Below are 15,239 nucleotides of genomic sequence, written 5' to 3'. Positions count from 1 at the left end.
TGTCATTTCCTCCCTAAGGTAAAGGGAGAACACACGGATCCCACGAGGGGAAACAATGTCCTCCCTCATTGGGTGAGATAAAAAGTGAGATGGGTTACGCGCTAATGAAGCACAACCTCTTTGTACCAGTTCTTATCAGCCTTATCCCATTTGAAACCGGCTGATTTCAGCAGGTCTTTTTTATCAAACGAGTTACCGACAGCTACAACAATTCCATCCCTGTGCTGATAATTGATACCGGCGATTTTGGGCAAATCGGAGTTGTTTTTGGCCTGATCGGCGTCGGACTTCGTGGATGCTGCGATGGGTTGCTCTGTTTTTTGCTTAGGCGGCGGAGCAGCTGGACGATTACTTCCAAGATAAACATCGCGAAGCAATCCTCTGTATGCATCGGTCCCAATGGAGAGCAAAGACAGACATTTCTGAATAGCATCCGTGGTTGCCCCCTTATAAGAGTCCCCGACATTACCTTTCACGATTTGCATCTGCCCCGTCTGGGATCCTTTGCAGATCCACTCTGTATCATTCACGCGGATAAAGAGCCGGACCTCAGCAACCACCTGACTATCAAAAATCTCCTTGCTAACTACCTCGTATCGCCAGTTTTCCGGCAATAGGATTTTATTTACGGCATCAAAGACATACTGCGGCTTGTAGCCATATCGAACCTGGCCAACAACCTTCCCATCCTTCATCATCTTGATCTCCTGCACAGCCGCTCGGCCAAAACCGCGAAGCTCTGCATTGATCTCTTCAACCTGTTTTGTAAGATTTTTTCCTTCGGACATTGTTGTTTCCTCCTGTGATGTGAGAGAGACAACACGTCCCCTGTCGGGAGTCTGTGTGCTCTCCCGTTGATAGGGTGTGGTGAATGACAAACTGCATGCCGGGCAACGACCAAGAAAATCACGCACGAAAAGCTTACTGCAGTTCAGTTACCGGACATCGAATCGGGGATCAAAAAAGGAGCAGTTATTCTAATAAGAAATCTGCTGTAGTGGTACGCCATGTCAAATCGTAAACAGAGAAGTTCGCCTGTGCGATGAAACTGTCTTTTACAGATAGACAAGGCGTTTGGGGTGTTCCAAGGGCGATCTTTTGAAATGCACCGTTTCTGCGAGTGACAGGAAACAAGAGCGCCCAGCTATTTCCCTGCAAAGAGGGATTACTTGTGTAAAACAAGTGGAATATTGATTATATAGTTACATTCAGGTGTGAAAAAATCAAGAAGAAATATTCAATAGCCCTTGCGCCTCCGACCACAGGTAAGCGAATGGGTTATTGGACCAGCCTTCTATCCTAATTCTCAAGAATCGGAAATGTGTTGACTTTTGGCAGTTTGAGTTTAGTACGTATACTGATCTGCAACCTTCTCAGGAATAAGCTTTGATCGCACCTACAGGGAAGTGTTTTTAGGTTGCCAAGATGCATCTTGGTTTCAGGGAGGGCAAAGTTGAGCTAGGAATTAGCTCAACTAATACTCCGCGGTATCGTTACAGGATCACATTTTCAAAAACTAATTTTTCAAGGTTCCCTTAAGTTAAGACAGTTTCATGTCTTCAATCCAGCTCATCAGTTCTTTTTGGTTTATAAAATCTTCATTTCTCTGAATACAGACGAGAAGAACCTCACCAACTAGGCTCAAAAGAGTGTAGTAATCGCTTTCTGAAACCTCTTTGTTTCCTCCGTGTGCCACCTTACTACGTTTATTGTATGATTTGCGTATAAATTCAATAAGTTGCTTTCTTCCCTTGAGGTTGGCAGATATAAGAAAGGCGACAGACTCTGAAACCGTTCCTGCAATAGACTGACCACTATAAGGTGAGAATAGAGATTCGAGCGCCACAATCAAAAACAGGAAAGCATTACTGGTTTCTGTTTGAGTCAAGGACACAGAAAACCAGTGTATACCTCTAATCAGCACTTCTTCATATTTAGTCACACTATTCTTTGCAAGTGCATCGGAAATAATGAAAACACCAATTTTTTCCATTCTGTTGAGTGCGTTCTCGTCAATTCTAAATCGCCTTGGAGAACCAAGGTTGTCTTGTCCCGGATTAAAGGAATTCTGAGAAATTGCGTAAATCTGTCTTCTAGATTTTGGATAATCTCCTTTCAATCCAACTCTCATATCATCACGAAGAGGATATAAAGCTTTACTTGCATACCTTAATAGATCAATAGATCTTCCCACCTCTTCTTTTGCAATTTCTCTAGCCCTAATAGGCTCAGCATCAACATTTACAATCGCAATGCAATCCCCACTAAACTCCTTTTTTATGCTATCTTTTAATTCGTTCATGATAGCAACTTTCTCTTCATCAGTATGCCTTGTCTCTTTAACAATCTTCCATGTCCTCATCTCAATATAGTAAAGCAAGTCATCGTCACCAGGACTTAATCGTGCTTTGCCAAGGGTGAAACAAAAATCAATTTGGAGTCCTTCGATTTTGAGAAATACCTCAGTCTGATCCCTATACTCACTAAGATCAGAAACTAACTTGCCAAGCTCTTCTTCTAAAGCATACGTTTGAGTATTCTGAAGTAATTCGGATAAAATGGTTTTCAGTTTCTTCTCAAGAAACTGTGAAGAGAATTTTGCTGTAAAATCAGAATGTTTCAGTATCCTGTTGATTTGCTCATTGAATAGCACAGCAGATTCGTTGGAGATGTTATAAGCAACCCCATCGTGAAGCTGAAAAGGAAAAGATTTTACAGGTGTGACATCTTCAGCAATTTTTCTCAATGCATTGGAGATTGCCGATATTTGTTGTTTGTTCATTGATTTCAAAATGTAAAAGCAATCAGTATATTAAATCGGAATTCTGGTTATTTAGTTCAATATTGAGATAGGATACAGGTACCTTTGCTTTTTTGAAACAACAAAAAGAATAAACATAAACAAAGAAGGGCTGACCCGCCAGGATCAACCCTTCCCTGAACATGATACCTGCTGATCTTCAAGCTGCAAACGAGCAATCTGTGACTTTGAGGATAAGCTCAACAAAGACCACCGAGAAAGACTGAAAAAGAACTGACGAGTCATACCCTGTGCTGTCACAAGTACAAAAATAAATACGTACTAGATACGTGTCGTAAGAATTATAAGGCAAAAAAGACGTGCCAACGCTTGACAGGGTGTTGAGGGCGTGCTATATTGTCATTAAATCAAACACAGGGGGCGCAAATGACAAAAAAGCTTACACTTAGTATTTCTGATAAGTTGCACGAAGAATTAGCCGAGTACCGGAACATAATTAATATTTCAAACGTTTGCTCAGAAGCCCTAAAAAGAGAAATTGATAAACTGGATTCATTGATCTTAGAGGGAAAAAAGCGATTTGGAGTCCTATCGTCGAACGAAAAATTCAAGTTGTTGTATGAAAACGGCATGCACTGGGCAGGGTATGAAGCGGACCTGTTAGATTTGGCGATAGTATGTAACTGGACTTATGAATGGGTTTCTAATGATCCTATTGCGCAACAAACTATTGATCTTTTAGAAGAAAATAACACAGCAATTAGGAAAAAAATGTTGGGCTATTCAAATGGTTATGACTTTATTTTCACAAATGAATTTATTTCCAAAGAATTAGTTGACTATCCGGTTGATTATAACGACGTGGATATTGTTGAGGTTGCAGTTGCCTTTTCACAAGGGGCTTCAACTGTGTGGGACAGATTAAAAAACAAATTAATACCATTAATTCTCGCTTCAGATCAACAACAGGAGGATTGACATGATAATATCCAACCACGCTGTAACTAGATGCCAGCAAAGGGGAATTAAGAATCAACAGGTTGATCTGATACTGGAACATGGCACATTAAAATCTAAAAGTGGTGCGTATGAATGTTATATTCCTAAAAAAATTATTTGGAACTTAATCTCTGAGTATAAAAGAAAAATTCAGGACCTTGAAAATATTTCACGAGCTAACAAAACACTGATTCTTAACGAAAACACTATTATTACAGGCTACAATAAAAGAAATCGATAAAATAAGGAGATCATATACAATGGCTAAAAATTATGAACTCATTCCTGGCGAGACAAATAATTGGGAAGTTGCTGTATTCTTATTAATTGATCATCTTTTCAAAATAAGCTCTGAAAATCCTAAGATCACATTTTCCAGAACAGATCTGCACTCAACTACAAGCGCTTTATATTTCATTGAAAATTTGCTCGGCCCTTTAGGGTATGTGGTTAATAAGACTTTAAGTAATTCTATTAGTAGCGCTGTAACAAGGACCGAACAAAAAGGTTATCTGCACTGCCTGTATGGAGAATGCTCGTTGACTGATTCAGGGTTTAGCCGATTATGTGAAATACGGGACAAATATGAAAAAAATAATGAGAAGCCTATAGGAAAGTACCAACTAGCGTTTCAGGCACTTCAAAATTTGAAGCCTGAAATCAGAGCAGATATTATCAAAAATTTCAAAGAATCGGCGTCCTAATACTATCTCTCAATAAAAACAAAAAAAGGGCAGACCCGCCAGCATCAACCCTTAACCTACAACACTTCTGAGGTTCAACAAAGGACGATGAAAAACGATACCGAGACAACAATATGCCTGGAAATCACTGCGGGCATACACGAGCGTAAACCAGACATCTGCAATCGCTCCCACACCCCACAGAATACTCGTGTGTCCCTGGTTCGATTCCTGGTATTGCCCCATCTTGGTTACGGCTTTTTTTGTTCAAGTTATAAGAGAATATCACATTGACCTTGCCAGTTCGAACCTCAAAAATTTTACAATTCGCTCAAAGTTAAGCTTACTACCGTATATTTCCACTATCTCCGTGCCGTTCTATATCAAAAGCATCTTCATAATTGATAAACAATTCGAAGCCATTGATCCTGCCAGGCCATTCCATATTTCACAAATTCCATTCCACCACCTCATCGAGCAAACCTGTAGCACGAACACGATACTCTCGGTTTCTTGGATCTTCAGAAACCTGCTCGATATCCACCAAGCCAAAGAAACCGGCAAATCGCTGCAGAGCTCGTAGGAAATACACTTTTCGAAGGGTATCCTCCGGTGGTTCGTACAGTTTGGGTTCAATTTCCCTCAGTAGCATTGGAAATGCCCGTAGAAAATTATCGCTGTAAAAACTGGCAGGTCTCCAACTCTTGCCGTATTTGTGAAGTAGATACAGAGTGAATAGAAACGATTGCTGTATAAAGTAAACTTCACCGTATCCATCTCGGTATGCCCAATTGAATTTCTGGATATAGGCTTGCATCAGGAGTGGATATAGTTCCATCACCCCGCCACGTTCAAACGATTTCAAACACTTTTTCGTTAGCAGCAGGCGGCCTTTGTATTTTCGCGTCAGCCCGGCAAGCTGAGCCGTAAGGCGGATGGTGTGCAGGGATTCGAAATTAGTTTCTGTGTGTACCGAAAGACGTGACATTAAAGGTTCCGGAAAAAAGTCGAAGTAGGCCTTACTTGCCTTTTGACAGAATTTCTGTCCCAGATTGCCCTTGGCGGTCAGCTTTATCCCCTCTTCCCCGATCTCCGCGACAAGCATATTGAGAAGAAAGGCAGCTTTACTCTGCGGTTGAGTTGGCAATATGCGTGGAAAAGTAACCAACTCAGGCGATTCAAACGGCATATGGAGAAAACGATGCATCTGATCGGGAGAGAGCCCATGAAATTCTTCAACAGAAGCGCTGTTTTTTTGCTGGTTATGCTGATCAAGTAGAGATTGCAGTTCTTCCATTGAGCCAAAGGTCCTGCCTTCAAGCAGATCATGGACTTCATCCTTTACATCCTGAAGCGGATTGCCTTCCGCCCTGCCCATACAGCATTTTTTGTATTTCTTGCCGCTGCCGCAAAAACAGGGGTCATTTCTTCGTGTTTTCATTGTGGTCCACTGTCATCAATTCATAGAGATTTGGTCCATGCACAGGAAAAGAGTTTGTAGGATACAACAAACAGGGACTCACATCCAAATATAAAAGAATGGAAAATAGATGCATGAAATCATGATCCTATTTGCCGAGAAATATGGGCTTACCATCAATGAAGTCATGGCTGAGATGGAGAAGGTATTCTCTGCAATTCTCTCACAATGGTACCGGGTCGAGGTGATGGCCATTTTCCGGCATGATCTCAAACTCGAAGCCGTGGCATACAATAAGGTCGGTGGCGTAGTTCTACAGAAGGATATCGATCTTAAAAAAATGGGAGGCACGAACTCGATTGTCAGACGTTTGGAGAACAGCCTGTCCTTGGCTGCAGTGCTCAAGCAAACCAGGCAGTATAAATATTATGAACGAGAAATTCGTTGGGGCAATATCGCCATCATTGATCGTGAAAAAAACTATCACGTTGAGATAGAAATCGTCCCGGGAAAAACGATCACAGCTTTCTGTCCCCTCAATCGCGTTGGTCTCCACGATCAGAATTCTCCATCCTTTTCGGTTGGAATGAAACGGGCCTTTCATGTTCGCCGAGTCGACCCTGTTGTGCTGGGCGGCATCCCGAGACTCAAAGTAATGGTCGACCGGGTATCCAAAAATCTCGTCGAAGCCCTCTTGAGAGAGCAGCTTGGTGGTGCTAGGGAGAACACTACAATTCACTGCACAAAGCGATATGTGGGACAAAAGAGTTTTGTCGTGACCTCCAGACGGATCCCCAAAGCAGCAATTGTCGCTGTGGCCGAGGAACTTGGCGAGCCACTACAGGTCAGGTTTATCCGAGAGCAATGAAACTCCTGAAATCGAAGAACAAAGAAAGTTTATGGACGCATATCGGGACAGGAGTTCACCTTGATCGCCCAGAGACTATTGTCGAATTGGGCTTTCCAGATCATTTCCGCAAAGGGCATTTCTGGTGTTTTGGTACAACCCGGGTAGGAAAAACAAGGTTGATGGAACATATCATCGAGCAGGACATCAGCAAGGGTTATTCAGTGGTGGCGATTGACCCGAAGGGGGATATCGACCTTTTTTCAAAAATCACGCAGCTTGCTGATGCCACCGGTCGTCTCCATGACCTGATGTTGATTACTCCGATATTCCCCCAATACAGCGCCATCCTTGATCCCCTTTCCTCGTATTACATGCCGGAAGAATTAGTCGCTCATATCACCGCTGGCGTCGCGGTTGGCCGCGAACCATATTTTTTTGGAGTTGCTTATGAGGTAAGCCTGGTAGTCGTACAGGCACTGATCATGCTTGCCGAAGTGAATGGTGCCGCTCCTTCGTTTAATCTAAACGACATCAAAAACCATATCAGCCACCAAGACCTGGAACGGCTGAAAGAGCAACTTGATTATATTAACACCCAAGAAGCAGAGCAGCTATCCAGGGATATGCAGAAAATTCTCTCGACTCCTGCAGACTACTATTCCAAAGTCGCAAGTTCTCTCCGTGTAGCTTTGACCGAATTGACGTCCGGAAATGTGGGTCAGATCATCGGCAAGGCGGATGAGAATCGTTTCATCAAGCGACTGGAACAGAACAAAGGAATCATTCTAGTCGTGCAGCTGGGGTCACTCCTGACCAAAAGAGCGGCATACACCGCCGGCAAGGTGATCATCTCCATGATACAGGCCTTTGTCGGCCGGGTTTACTCCAGCGGCAAAAGCGTCACCCCTCCCCTTGTCCTCCATATAGATGAGGCCCAGTCTGTACTCTACAACGGTATCGAGGACCTTTTTGCCAAAGCGGGTGGTGCAGGCGTCTTTATTCACGGCTATTGCCAATCGATCAGCCAGCTCTATGCCGAGGTAGGGGAAGACCGTGCCAATACTATCCTGGATAACTGCAATACCAAACTGTTTATGCGGGTACCGGATGCAAACACCGCCAGCTATGTTTCCAGGCACCTTGGTGAAGAAAAACGGTTTTCACCGATTATTTCTGTCGGCGGCGGTCTATCGATTCGGGAGACCGAGGAGGTTCGTATCAAGCATACCGAGGTCCTGAACATGGCCGCCCGGGAGATATTTCTGAACACCTATTCCGGCACATATAAAGGAAAGACGGCAACAGTTCATGATAGCAAACTCAAAGTTACTTTTCCCGATCTGACTGGAACGACGATGGTGTCAGCAAACCGTGAGAGATGAAGGAGGCAGTACCGTGCATCATCGATTGGCTCAGGGCAATAGGCTGGAATGGTGGCTTTCTGATGCTCGCTGTTGGGCTCATTTTTACTATTTTTGCAGTTTTAGCCTTTAGCAGAAAGAAGGAAACCGTTGTTCAGGAAATTATTCATTTGCGTGATTTGTCTAAACTCTGGACAGAGGATGGTTCCGGAGAAGTCCATATTTCTGAGCTTTCCCCTTTATGGCGAGACGAGCAGTCTCTCTCTGAGTACAACAAAACCAGCCAACTTCGAAACCCCCGGGCGGCGGCATTCATGGAAAACAATCTTAATAGTGTTTGGTTTAAAAAGTTTCCGCAGCAAAAGGCTGTTTGCGTTCGGTTATTGTCGTTACTCGATCAGCAAGGTCAGTGCCCTTCAGTGGTTGACATTCGTGGGGATGTAGAAGGAGGATGGGATGAAAACACGTACCAGCTTCTGGCAAGAATAAGCCTGCTGGATCATTCTCTTAACGTCGCCGAAGAGGTTATCCAACTGCTCTCTGAAAACAAGGCCTGGCATGTTATCCCCGACACAATGATCGCAGCCCTGGCCCACGATATGGGCAAACTTGAATCCATGCGAGGATTTCTCTATTCCGTGGGAGAACATCCTCTGGCCGCCGGACGCGCATTTACCGGAATCAGCGAGTTCGAAAAACTTCCCAAAAAGGATGAGATTCTTCAGGCCATAAAACTCCACCACAAGATGCCAAAAGGATTGCTCGGCAAAACACTGAAAAAAGCCGACCAGAAGGCAAGACAAAAGGAACTTGAGAGTACCACCCTACAAAAAGATTTTGCGGATACCAAAGCACACGCACCACCATCAGTTAACACGGCTGATCAAAACACGAAAAACGATGCAGCATGGCAAGCTCAAGCTGACATCTATAACGAAGGACATGATACCAACCCCAAAAAGCCGAAGACCGCACCGCAACTGGTCGACATTTCCTCATGGTTCGAGGCTTCACAGTTCTTGGATAATCTAAGACCCTATATAAACAGAATGTTTGGCCGCAGGTTTCTGGCGTTTTCCATGCCCGATGGCCATGTCTATTTCCAGGCCAAGGTACTTGAAGAGGTAGCACGCAAAATGGCGGAAAAGGCAGGATGTATGGATATCGCCACCATGGCACACAAGGACGCATCCATGCGAGGTGTCTTATTCACTATCGTTCATCAGCTCCGAGCCGAGCATGATGTTATTGACCGTGGGCTGATAAAAGACACCTTTTTCGGGGGATACTTTAACGTGACCCGGAAAATCGGTAAACCAATCAAAGGTTACTACACACCGTTTCATGCTGAGCCGTTCGGATCTATTGCCGAGATGGAACACGCCAAGCCACAGATGTTGCGGGATATCATTAAAGTCAGCTCCTATCTCGACAGTGATAATTCGGATCACGAAAACTGATGGGCAGGGAATGGGAGAATAAGGGGCAAAATGATACCAATGCCCAGATTATCACGACCGATAGCGGCAGGATATACAGGCCCAGGAATCTCCTCAATGCCATTTCCGAAGTCCAGCAATTTTTCGTCATTGAAAGCAAAGGCCAGAACATACCGGCTGAATTCCTTACGTTGGAACGGACCCTCGACTTTTTCAAAATAGGATTGAAAAGTGGCTTTCACGAGGGGTTTGTACTGGTGTTGCTCTTTCCGGTATTTCATTTTTACCTTTTCCCGTTTGTCTTCAAACAGTTGGATTGGTTCAGCCACTTCATTTTCGGCAGCATCCCTTACCTCGTGTTGCTGGTAAACACAGGCATGTGCTGTTATATCAGCCGCTATTATGTCGGAAACATCACCAGGAAGGCTATCAACTCCCTGCTCATGGGAAGGGCAATGTCCCTGTTGCTCAAGGCGTTCCTTGTATACGTTATCTACCTTGTGCTCTACCGGATAAGCACACCTGAAAATGTCTGGAAACTCGCCCAGCAGTTTGGAACCAAAGCTCAGAGCATCTATACGGGATTCTTTGAAGTCAAACCCCATCTACTACCCGTCGCGACGGAGACTGCCGGCCTCATGTTGGTGGCCGCAATCTTTCCGTATGGGTCAGTGTACTTTCTGGATTTATGGCATAGATACCAAGTCAGAAAAAACAAAAGAACAATTTCAGCTTAACCGCAGGAGGCATATATGGTCGAAAAAAGTGATGCGAAACCATCCTGGCAGGACATTCAGGAGAAAAAAATCAATATGGCCAAGGAGCGTGGCTCACGGGTATTGAAAGTGAACTCCCCACTTGGTTCAACCATGTTCGATATTCTACGACAATTTGACATGGCGTATGCACACTTCAAGGCAAGACTTGGTGAAATGAATGGAATTTCTCACGAAGAAGGGGAAGAGCTAATGACTGAGGGACGAGAAATTGTTATGGCTTTCTCAGACTATACGGCGAGATTGAGCAAAAGAATCCGCTTTCGCTACTACACTCCCCGTGAAATTGATGCGTTTATGAAAACAGATCATCAGGTCGAAGAATCGGAATAATCTTGCAAGACTGAAAGTGCTTTGCTATGTCAATCAGGACATCATCTTATAATTCAATCATGAGAGCAAACAACAAGGTAAAAATATGAACAAAGGCGAGCTGATAGAAAAAGTAGCAAAAGATTCCGACTTGAGCAAAGCAGATACGGAAAAGGTATTGAATTGCATACTAAATGCTATCACTGAAGCTGTCGCAGCCGGTGACAAAGCTACCCTGATTGGTTTCGGCACCTTTTCGGTGAGCGATCGGGCCGCTCGTCAAGGCCGTAATCCGCAGACCGGAGATAGTATCCAGATAGCGGCCAGGAAGGTTGTGAAGTTCAAAGCCGGTACCAAGTTAATCGATGCTGCAAATAAATAAAATCGCTGAAGCGATATTAGCGGCGAGGTCCAAATGCCGATAACTAGCGTTTTTGAAATGTAGTTTTTTCAGCTACAAGCCAAAAAGAGAGGACTCCACAAAGCATCCAGCAGTTATACTAAAGTTAAAGGGAATCTAAGAATTAATATCTAGTATTGGCAATTTCACCCCCACCAATAGAACAATGTATGCGTCCTCTTCTCACAAAATAGTATATAAATTTTATGGGTTTAATAGTCATGAAAAACTTTTATCAAGTCCTTCGTAGCGCAGGATTACCAAAGATGGTCATCGCTAACCCTCGTGCTGGGTCCTGCGAGAAATATTGGTCTACTGTTTTGTTGGCGTAGAAATTTGCCTCGATCAATCGAGCACCTTGTGACCAGTGTTTTAGAAATATTGGCAACCAATGGGAGGGAATTCGCGCATCGAGTGGCCATGGCGATGCGATGACTGCGGCACAGCCTCGATCCAGTATATCCTTGGCTAATCCAAGCGTAGTGTGTGCTCCTGGGTGTTGGTCAGCACGGCCACCACTACACACAAAAAGGATCACGATGCCGACGTTTCGGAGCGAGTTGGCCAGATCCCTCGAAGTCACCCTTAGGATACCTTCGTCTGATACGACTTGAAAGTAGCGCCCTTCTGGATGAACCCCGCCATGTGCAGTGATCACAGCAAGACTCGCATCTGCAAAGGCGGCAGGAAGTGTCGGACCGGTATCGACTATAAAGCCGTATTGGTTAAACGTCGCCTCAAGGCGTTGTGCAATCATTGAAAGAGTGTGGCTCTCAGACGTACCGATTGCGCTGGAAATCCAAGAGCAGAGTCGTCCATCTCCTATCATTCCTTTTAAACGTGCGGCCCGCAACCATGACAGAGATGGCGCCATCGCCATTGCTCTTGTGCGGCCAGCGAATTCTTCATCTACATAGAGAAGGTTCGGTGGGAAAGGCTGGAATCTAACGTCCGCTACAATAAGAACTGGCCCTGGAGGCAGGCTCGATAATCGGAGGTCAGCAGTGGTCGTGTAGAACAGGTTTAGCGATTCCCCGTCGATGCCATAAGTATACGGGTATCTTTTCGACCAGATTTTAAAACGCTCCGCGAGTATTACGTTGTCAGATTCTCGCACAGGGGTTTCTATGTGTCCATCGACAGTACTGACCCTTACGAGACGCCCGGAGGCGTCGAACCCGGCTTGAACGACACTGATACCCTCACGCGAAATCGAGCGAGCGATTTCCGCGGCTTCATCGATATTTTGGAGGGAAGGGGGGGGAGCAGAAACTTCGTCCCAGCCTGGCACCCCGACTCCTCGATCTGCAAGAACTTCTAAAGCGAAGGAGGTGTTAACCGCATCGGATATATAATGGTCCTTACTGAGTGCACGGCTCGCGACAATCACAGCGTTGCGTATGTCGTAGCCGACGTCATCTGAATATCGAGCAGAAGTACTTGTTTTTGTTATTGCAAGTAACTCTTCAGCTGAGGGGGCATCCGCCGACATCGTGCTGATCATGGAGTATAGGCCTCCCTTTGTATGCTTAAGCAGTTTAGCGTACACCTCATTTGCTTCTGCCGGGATCACCGCATCTATTTCTATCGCTTGACGGATAAGTTGACCCAGCAGGGCTGCCGCCGGTGCTGTAAAATCGTTATTATTTAGTACTGTTGCACTGTTTCGCACAACGTCCTCGAGGAGAACCTCAAGGTCAGCTCTTGCAGAACTGCCGATCTGCAATTTCATCTGGCGAATTTGAAGGTCAAGCGTATCTAGCCTGTGGGAGTAATCGTCCAAGAGACTCATGCGTTGAAGGATATCGCGCCCTTTTTGGATCACTATTCGCGCTTGACTGTGAAGCCCGGAATCTCGAAAAAGCCTGGCCATACCGGTTATTTCATACCACACCTGATCCTCGTCTCCTGCATCGTTCGCGACAAGAGTACATGCCATGGCGAGGAATGCCTCTAAATGATTGTGGCAATGATGGTAGACATCTGCCATTGCGAACCAGCCCAGACGTCTTCGGCTTGGTGTGGCCGTACTGTTTAAAAGTATTTGCTCGACGAGATCTCGGGCTGCCTGAGTGCGGCCAGAAATGGCAAACCTACTCGCCACCAACCTCATCATTTGCAGGTCATAGTCAGGATCCGAACAATGCGGAGTCACCGAGGTTCCCAGCGCGAGCAAGGACAAATGAGTATTGACATCTTCCTCCGATTTAAGAGGCGCATGAGTTAGCAAATTGGTAACAGCGGACACAACTTCATCTGCCGGTTCGGTCAACAGAGGCTCAGGAAAGGTAGATCTCCCGATCACTATCATCCCTTCATTCCCCATCCACTCAAACGCTGCACTTAGGAAGGACTTGTGTTCATCGAACCAGTTAGCGTCAGCCTTACCGAGGAATTTTCTCTTTACTAAACGAACGGGCCGGGAGGCCAAGTTAAGCACTATGAAAGCCATTAGGCCCAAGCCCATTGTTCCTGCGACGGTTGGTTGGATGAGGTGGGCGAGGCTAGCTCTAAGCCCTTGGTTTTCCGGATTGGCGGCCAGTCGCTCAATTAAGGATTGGACGGCCGCCTGAAAATCTTCCCTCTGCACGGGCAGTACTCCATCCCTGTCATTAAAGAGCAGAATGTGCTCGAGAATCCGTACCAGGAGCTTTTCGCCACGCTCTATTTTATCTGGCGTGCTTGGGAGCGGCATCGCGAGTTCAAATGCGTGAGAAATAAGCTTGCGTGATAGCGCATCGCTGACGCACGCCATTCGATAGGTATCGGCCTGTGATGTATCGCCGCCAGCTAGAGCAATAAGGCTCCTGTAGTCGGGTATATCGTTTCCTGAGAGGAAGCATGCGAGAGTGCTGTAGAATTCAGATTTACCGTCCGATTCCTTGGCCAATATGGCAGCTACACCCGCATAATCACGGTTAGCAAGAAGAGTACGAAGGAGGCGTCGTCGAAGACCTGGACTTCCAGGAAATAACTCAGCGAGGCGTTCTACAACTTCTTTTTCCAGTTCAGTCGAGCCAGCGTCTTGCGCTGTTGCGAGCGCGCTCTCAAGGTCCTCTTGACTCTGAAGTTCGGCGATGGCTGGTGATAGGATTTCTACTGCAAACCTTGAAGCATTTGCATCTTGCGCAATTCTAGCGAACTTCACTCTCGTCGGTGCATCCAACTCAGGACCAAGCGCGATTTCCTGGCGGATTGCTTTCAGGGCCTCAAGTAAGTGGCCGGCTTTGTATAGTGCCTGGATGCGCAGGCCCGGCTTGTTGCTATCTAGATTGGCCGGGAGTCGCTCGATGTCAAGAAAAACTTGGCCAAGACGCCCTTCGCGAATCCATGCATCCCATTGATCTACCCGAGTTGCTAGAATACTGTCTGGAGAGTTCACGCTGCTTGAACCCATCACGCCGCACCCCTCGATCGAAAGCAGGAGGTCGGAAAGATCTTTTCTGCTTGGGCTGAATTGATTTGCGTCGATTGCAACATAGAGATTGTACTCCTGTACAAGCTTGATCGCTTCGGTTGCCAAAGCGTGCAATTGGGGCACCCATACGTCTTCTGGTTGAAGCGGAGATGATGCGCCGGCTGGGATGTACGGCTCAATGCTGTCATCCCTGTAGATTGCCGCATCTGCGACTATGATAACCGTATATTCAGGCTGTATCCTAATTATGTCTAATGCAGAACTGATTCGTCGATCAGATGCGACGACTAGCTGAAAGCGCCTCTTCAGCCGAGCCTCTTCGCTTGGCTCCATCGCGCCTTGATCAAGCAGTTGAAAAGTATTGGCAATTCCGTTCCAGATCTCTCCTTCACAATATTCGGCGTTCAATCCAGGAGGGCCTATCACTACAAATTTTTCCACGACCGGCCCCCGGTCGGTGTCAACCAATCCCGTCAACACTGCAGTCAGAATCCCGGCCAACTTTAGCGGACTCTGAAAACGAACATTGTAAATGTCCCCAGCCCCAAATATGTTTGGATTCTTGACGATAAATGCGAGTATCTTCCGGACGTGATCAACTATTTCGCCTGTTTTCACATGCGAAGATGTAAACTTATCGGAGCTGCTCAATTCGCCAGATGACTTTCCGGGATTACTCATATCTATGGTTGTGGTTCCAATATGTATTCTGATCAGGGGCACGATTCCCGGTCAAGTGTCACCAGGAAGAGGTAAATCTATGGTTTCTTGATATCTAAGAATAGAATAAAATTTGATATTACAAAAAATTTCCATTGAA

The 15,239-nt window shown here is 45.6% G+C and carries 12 protein-coding genes and 1 pseudogene; 8 read left to right on the top strand and 5 right to left on the bottom strand.

Going from position 1 to position 15,239, the window contains the following annotated elements:
• Positions 1-101: 101 nt before the first annotated feature.
• Together HNQ81_RS10350 and HNQ81_RS10345 are read right to left on the bottom strand one after the other, a co-directional pair.
• Entirely contained in the window at positions 102-788 is a 687-nt protein-coding gene (locus HNQ81_RS10350; RefSeq protein ID WP_183351057.1) for a hypothetical protein, read from the bottom strand.
• Between the two features lie 752 nt (positions 789-1,540).
• Positions 1,541-2,782, bottom strand: coding sequence for a HEPN domain-containing protein (locus HNQ81_RS10345; protein ID WP_183351055.1), 1,242 nt, complete (start codon positions 2,780-2,782; stop codon positions 1,541-1,543).
• Positions 2,783-3,187: 405 nt separating this feature from the next.
• Between HNQ81_RS10345 and HNQ81_RS10340 the strand changes: the two genes are divergently transcribed.
• Genes HNQ81_RS10340 through HNQ81_RS10330 form a run of 3 tightly spaced genes read left to right on the top strand, consistent with a single transcriptional unit; the run spans position 3,188 to position 4,464 of the window.
• Positions 3,188-3,739: a hypothetical protein gene (locus tag HNQ81_RS10340; protein ID WP_183351053.1), complete on the top strand. Its 552-nt coding sequence runs from the start codon at positions 3,188-3,190 to the stop codon at positions 3,737-3,739.
• Between the two features lies 1 nt (position 3,740).
• On the top strand, positions 3,741-4,001 hold the full coding sequence (locus tag HNQ81_RS10335) for a DUF4258 domain-containing protein (RefSeq protein ID WP_183351051.1): 261 nt from the start codon (positions 3,741-3,743) through the stop codon (positions 3,999-4,001).
• 19 nt (positions 4,002-4,020) lie between these two features.
• Positions 4,021-4,464 (top strand): hypothetical protein, encoded by a 444-nt coding sequence (locus HNQ81_RS10330; protein ID WP_183351049.1) that lies wholly within the window; start codon positions 4,021-4,023, stop codon positions 4,462-4,464.
• 427 nt (positions 4,465-4,891) lie between these two features.
• Here the strand turns inward: HNQ81_RS10330 and HNQ81_RS10325 are convergent, their stop codons facing one another.
• Positions 4,892-5,884, bottom strand: a complete 993-nt coding sequence (locus HNQ81_RS10325; protein WP_183351048.1) for a YecA family protein — start codon at positions 5,882-5,884, stop codon at positions 4,892-4,894.
• Positions 5,885-5,993: 109 nt separating this feature from the next.
• On the opposite strand from HNQ81_RS10325, the gene HNQ81_RS10320 reads away from it, so the two are divergent.
• From HNQ81_RS10320 to HNQ81_RS10310, 3 genes are read left to right on the top strand one after another with little or no spacing between them, the layout of a single operon-like run.
• On the top strand, positions 5,994-6,731 hold the full coding sequence (locus HNQ81_RS10320; protein ID WP_183351045.1) for a hypothetical protein: 738 nt from the start codon (positions 5,994-5,996) through the stop codon (positions 6,729-6,731).
• On the top strand, positions 6,728-8,095 hold the full coding sequence (locus HNQ81_RS10315) for a type IV secretory system conjugative DNA transfer family protein (RefSeq protein WP_183351042.1): 1,368 nt from the start codon (positions 6,728-6,730) through the stop codon (positions 8,093-8,095). Before HNQ81_RS10320 ends, HNQ81_RS10315 begins: the two co-directional genes overlap by 4 nt.
• Positions 8,092-9,534 (top strand): HD domain-containing protein, encoded by a 1,443-nt coding sequence (locus HNQ81_RS10310; protein ID WP_240191568.1) that lies wholly within the window; start codon positions 8,092-8,094, stop codon positions 9,532-9,534. Before HNQ81_RS10315 ends, HNQ81_RS10310 begins: the two co-directional genes overlap by 4 nt.
• On the opposite strand, the gene HNQ81_RS10305 is transcribed toward HNQ81_RS10310, so the two are convergent.
• Entirely contained in the window at positions 9,522-10,118 is a 597-nt protein-coding gene (locus HNQ81_RS10305; protein WP_183351040.1) for a hypothetical protein, read from the bottom strand. The genes HNQ81_RS10310 and HNQ81_RS10305 overlap by 13 nt on opposite strands.
• Positions 10,119-10,265: 147 nt before the next feature.
• Here HNQ81_RS10305 and HNQ81_RS10300 point away from each other — a divergent pair, with 147 nt between their 5' ends.
• Both HNQ81_RS10300 and HNQ81_RS10295 read left to right on the top strand, forming a co-directional pair.
• Positions 10,266-10,622, top strand: a complete 357-nt coding sequence (locus tag HNQ81_RS10300; RefSeq protein ID WP_183351038.1) for a recombinase — start codon at positions 10,266-10,268, stop codon at positions 10,620-10,622.
• Positions 10,623-10,704: 82 nt separating this feature from the next.
• Positions 10,705-10,983 (top strand): annotated as a pseudogene (locus tag HNQ81_RS10295) (HU family DNA-binding protein); the annotation flags it as partial.
• A 253-nt stretch (positions 10,984-11,236) separates the two neighbouring features.
• Here HNQ81_RS10295 and HNQ81_RS10290 read toward each other — a convergent pair.
• The gene (locus tag HNQ81_RS10290; RefSeq protein ID WP_205240125.1) at positions 11,237-14,860 is read right to left on the bottom strand and encodes a hypothetical protein; all 3,624 of its coding nucleotides are present in this window, start codon (positions 14,858-14,860) and stop codon (positions 11,237-11,239) included.
• Positions 14,861-15,239 lie beyond the last annotated feature (379 nt).

The organism is Desulfoprunum benzoelyticum (assembly GCF_014201505.1).
Classification (GTDB): domain Bacteria; phylum Desulfobacterota; class Desulfobulbia; order Desulfobulbales; family Desulfocapsaceae; genus Desulfoprunum; species Desulfoprunum benzoelyticum.
The sequence above is the reverse complement of the archived record's forward strand: the minus strand, read 5'-3'. Positions and strand labels throughout refer to the sequence as shown.

Excerpts from the sequence above, each read along its gene's own strand:
- HNQ81_RS10330 (WP_183351049.1), top strand. The coding sequence starts at position 4,021 with ATGGCTAAAAATTATGAACTCATTCCTGGCGAGACAAATAATTGGGAA.
- HNQ81_RS10315 (WP_183351042.1), top strand. The coding sequence starts at position 6,728 with ATGAAACTCCTGAAATCGAAGAACAAAGAAAGTTTATGGACGCATATC.
- HNQ81_RS10345 (WP_183351055.1), bottom strand. The coding sequence starts at position 2,782 with ATGAACAAACAACAAATATCGGCAATCTCCAATGCATTGAGAAAAATT.
- HNQ81_RS10310 (WP_240191568.1), top strand. The coding sequence starts at position 8,092 with ATGAAGGAGGCAGTACCGTGCATCATCGATTGGCTCAGGGCAATAGGC.
- HNQ81_RS10350 (WP_183351057.1), bottom strand. The coding sequence starts at position 788 with ATGTCCGAAGGAAAAAATCTTACAAAACAGGTTGAAGAGATCAATGCA.
- HNQ81_RS10325 (WP_183351048.1), bottom strand. The coding sequence starts at position 5,884 with ATGAAAACACGAAGAAATGACCCCTGTTTTTGCGGCAGCGGCAAGAAA.
- HNQ81_RS10340 (WP_183351053.1), top strand. The coding sequence starts at position 3,188 with ATGACAAAAAAGCTTACACTTAGTATTTCTGATAAGTTGCACGAAGAA.
- HNQ81_RS10320 (WP_183351045.1), top strand. The coding sequence starts at position 5,994 with ATGCATGAAATCATGATCCTATTTGCCGAGAAATATGGGCTTACCATC.
- HNQ81_RS10305 (WP_183351040.1), bottom strand. The coding sequence starts at position 10,118 with ATGGGGTTTGACTTCAAAGAATCCCGTATAGATGCTCTGAGCTTTGGT.
- HNQ81_RS10335 (WP_183351051.1), top strand. The coding sequence starts at position 3,741 with ATGATAATATCCAACCACGCTGTAACTAGATGCCAGCAAAGGGGAATT.
- HNQ81_RS10300 (WP_183351038.1), top strand. The coding sequence starts at position 10,266 with ATGGTCGAAAAAAGTGATGCGAAACCATCCTGGCAGGACATTCAGGAG.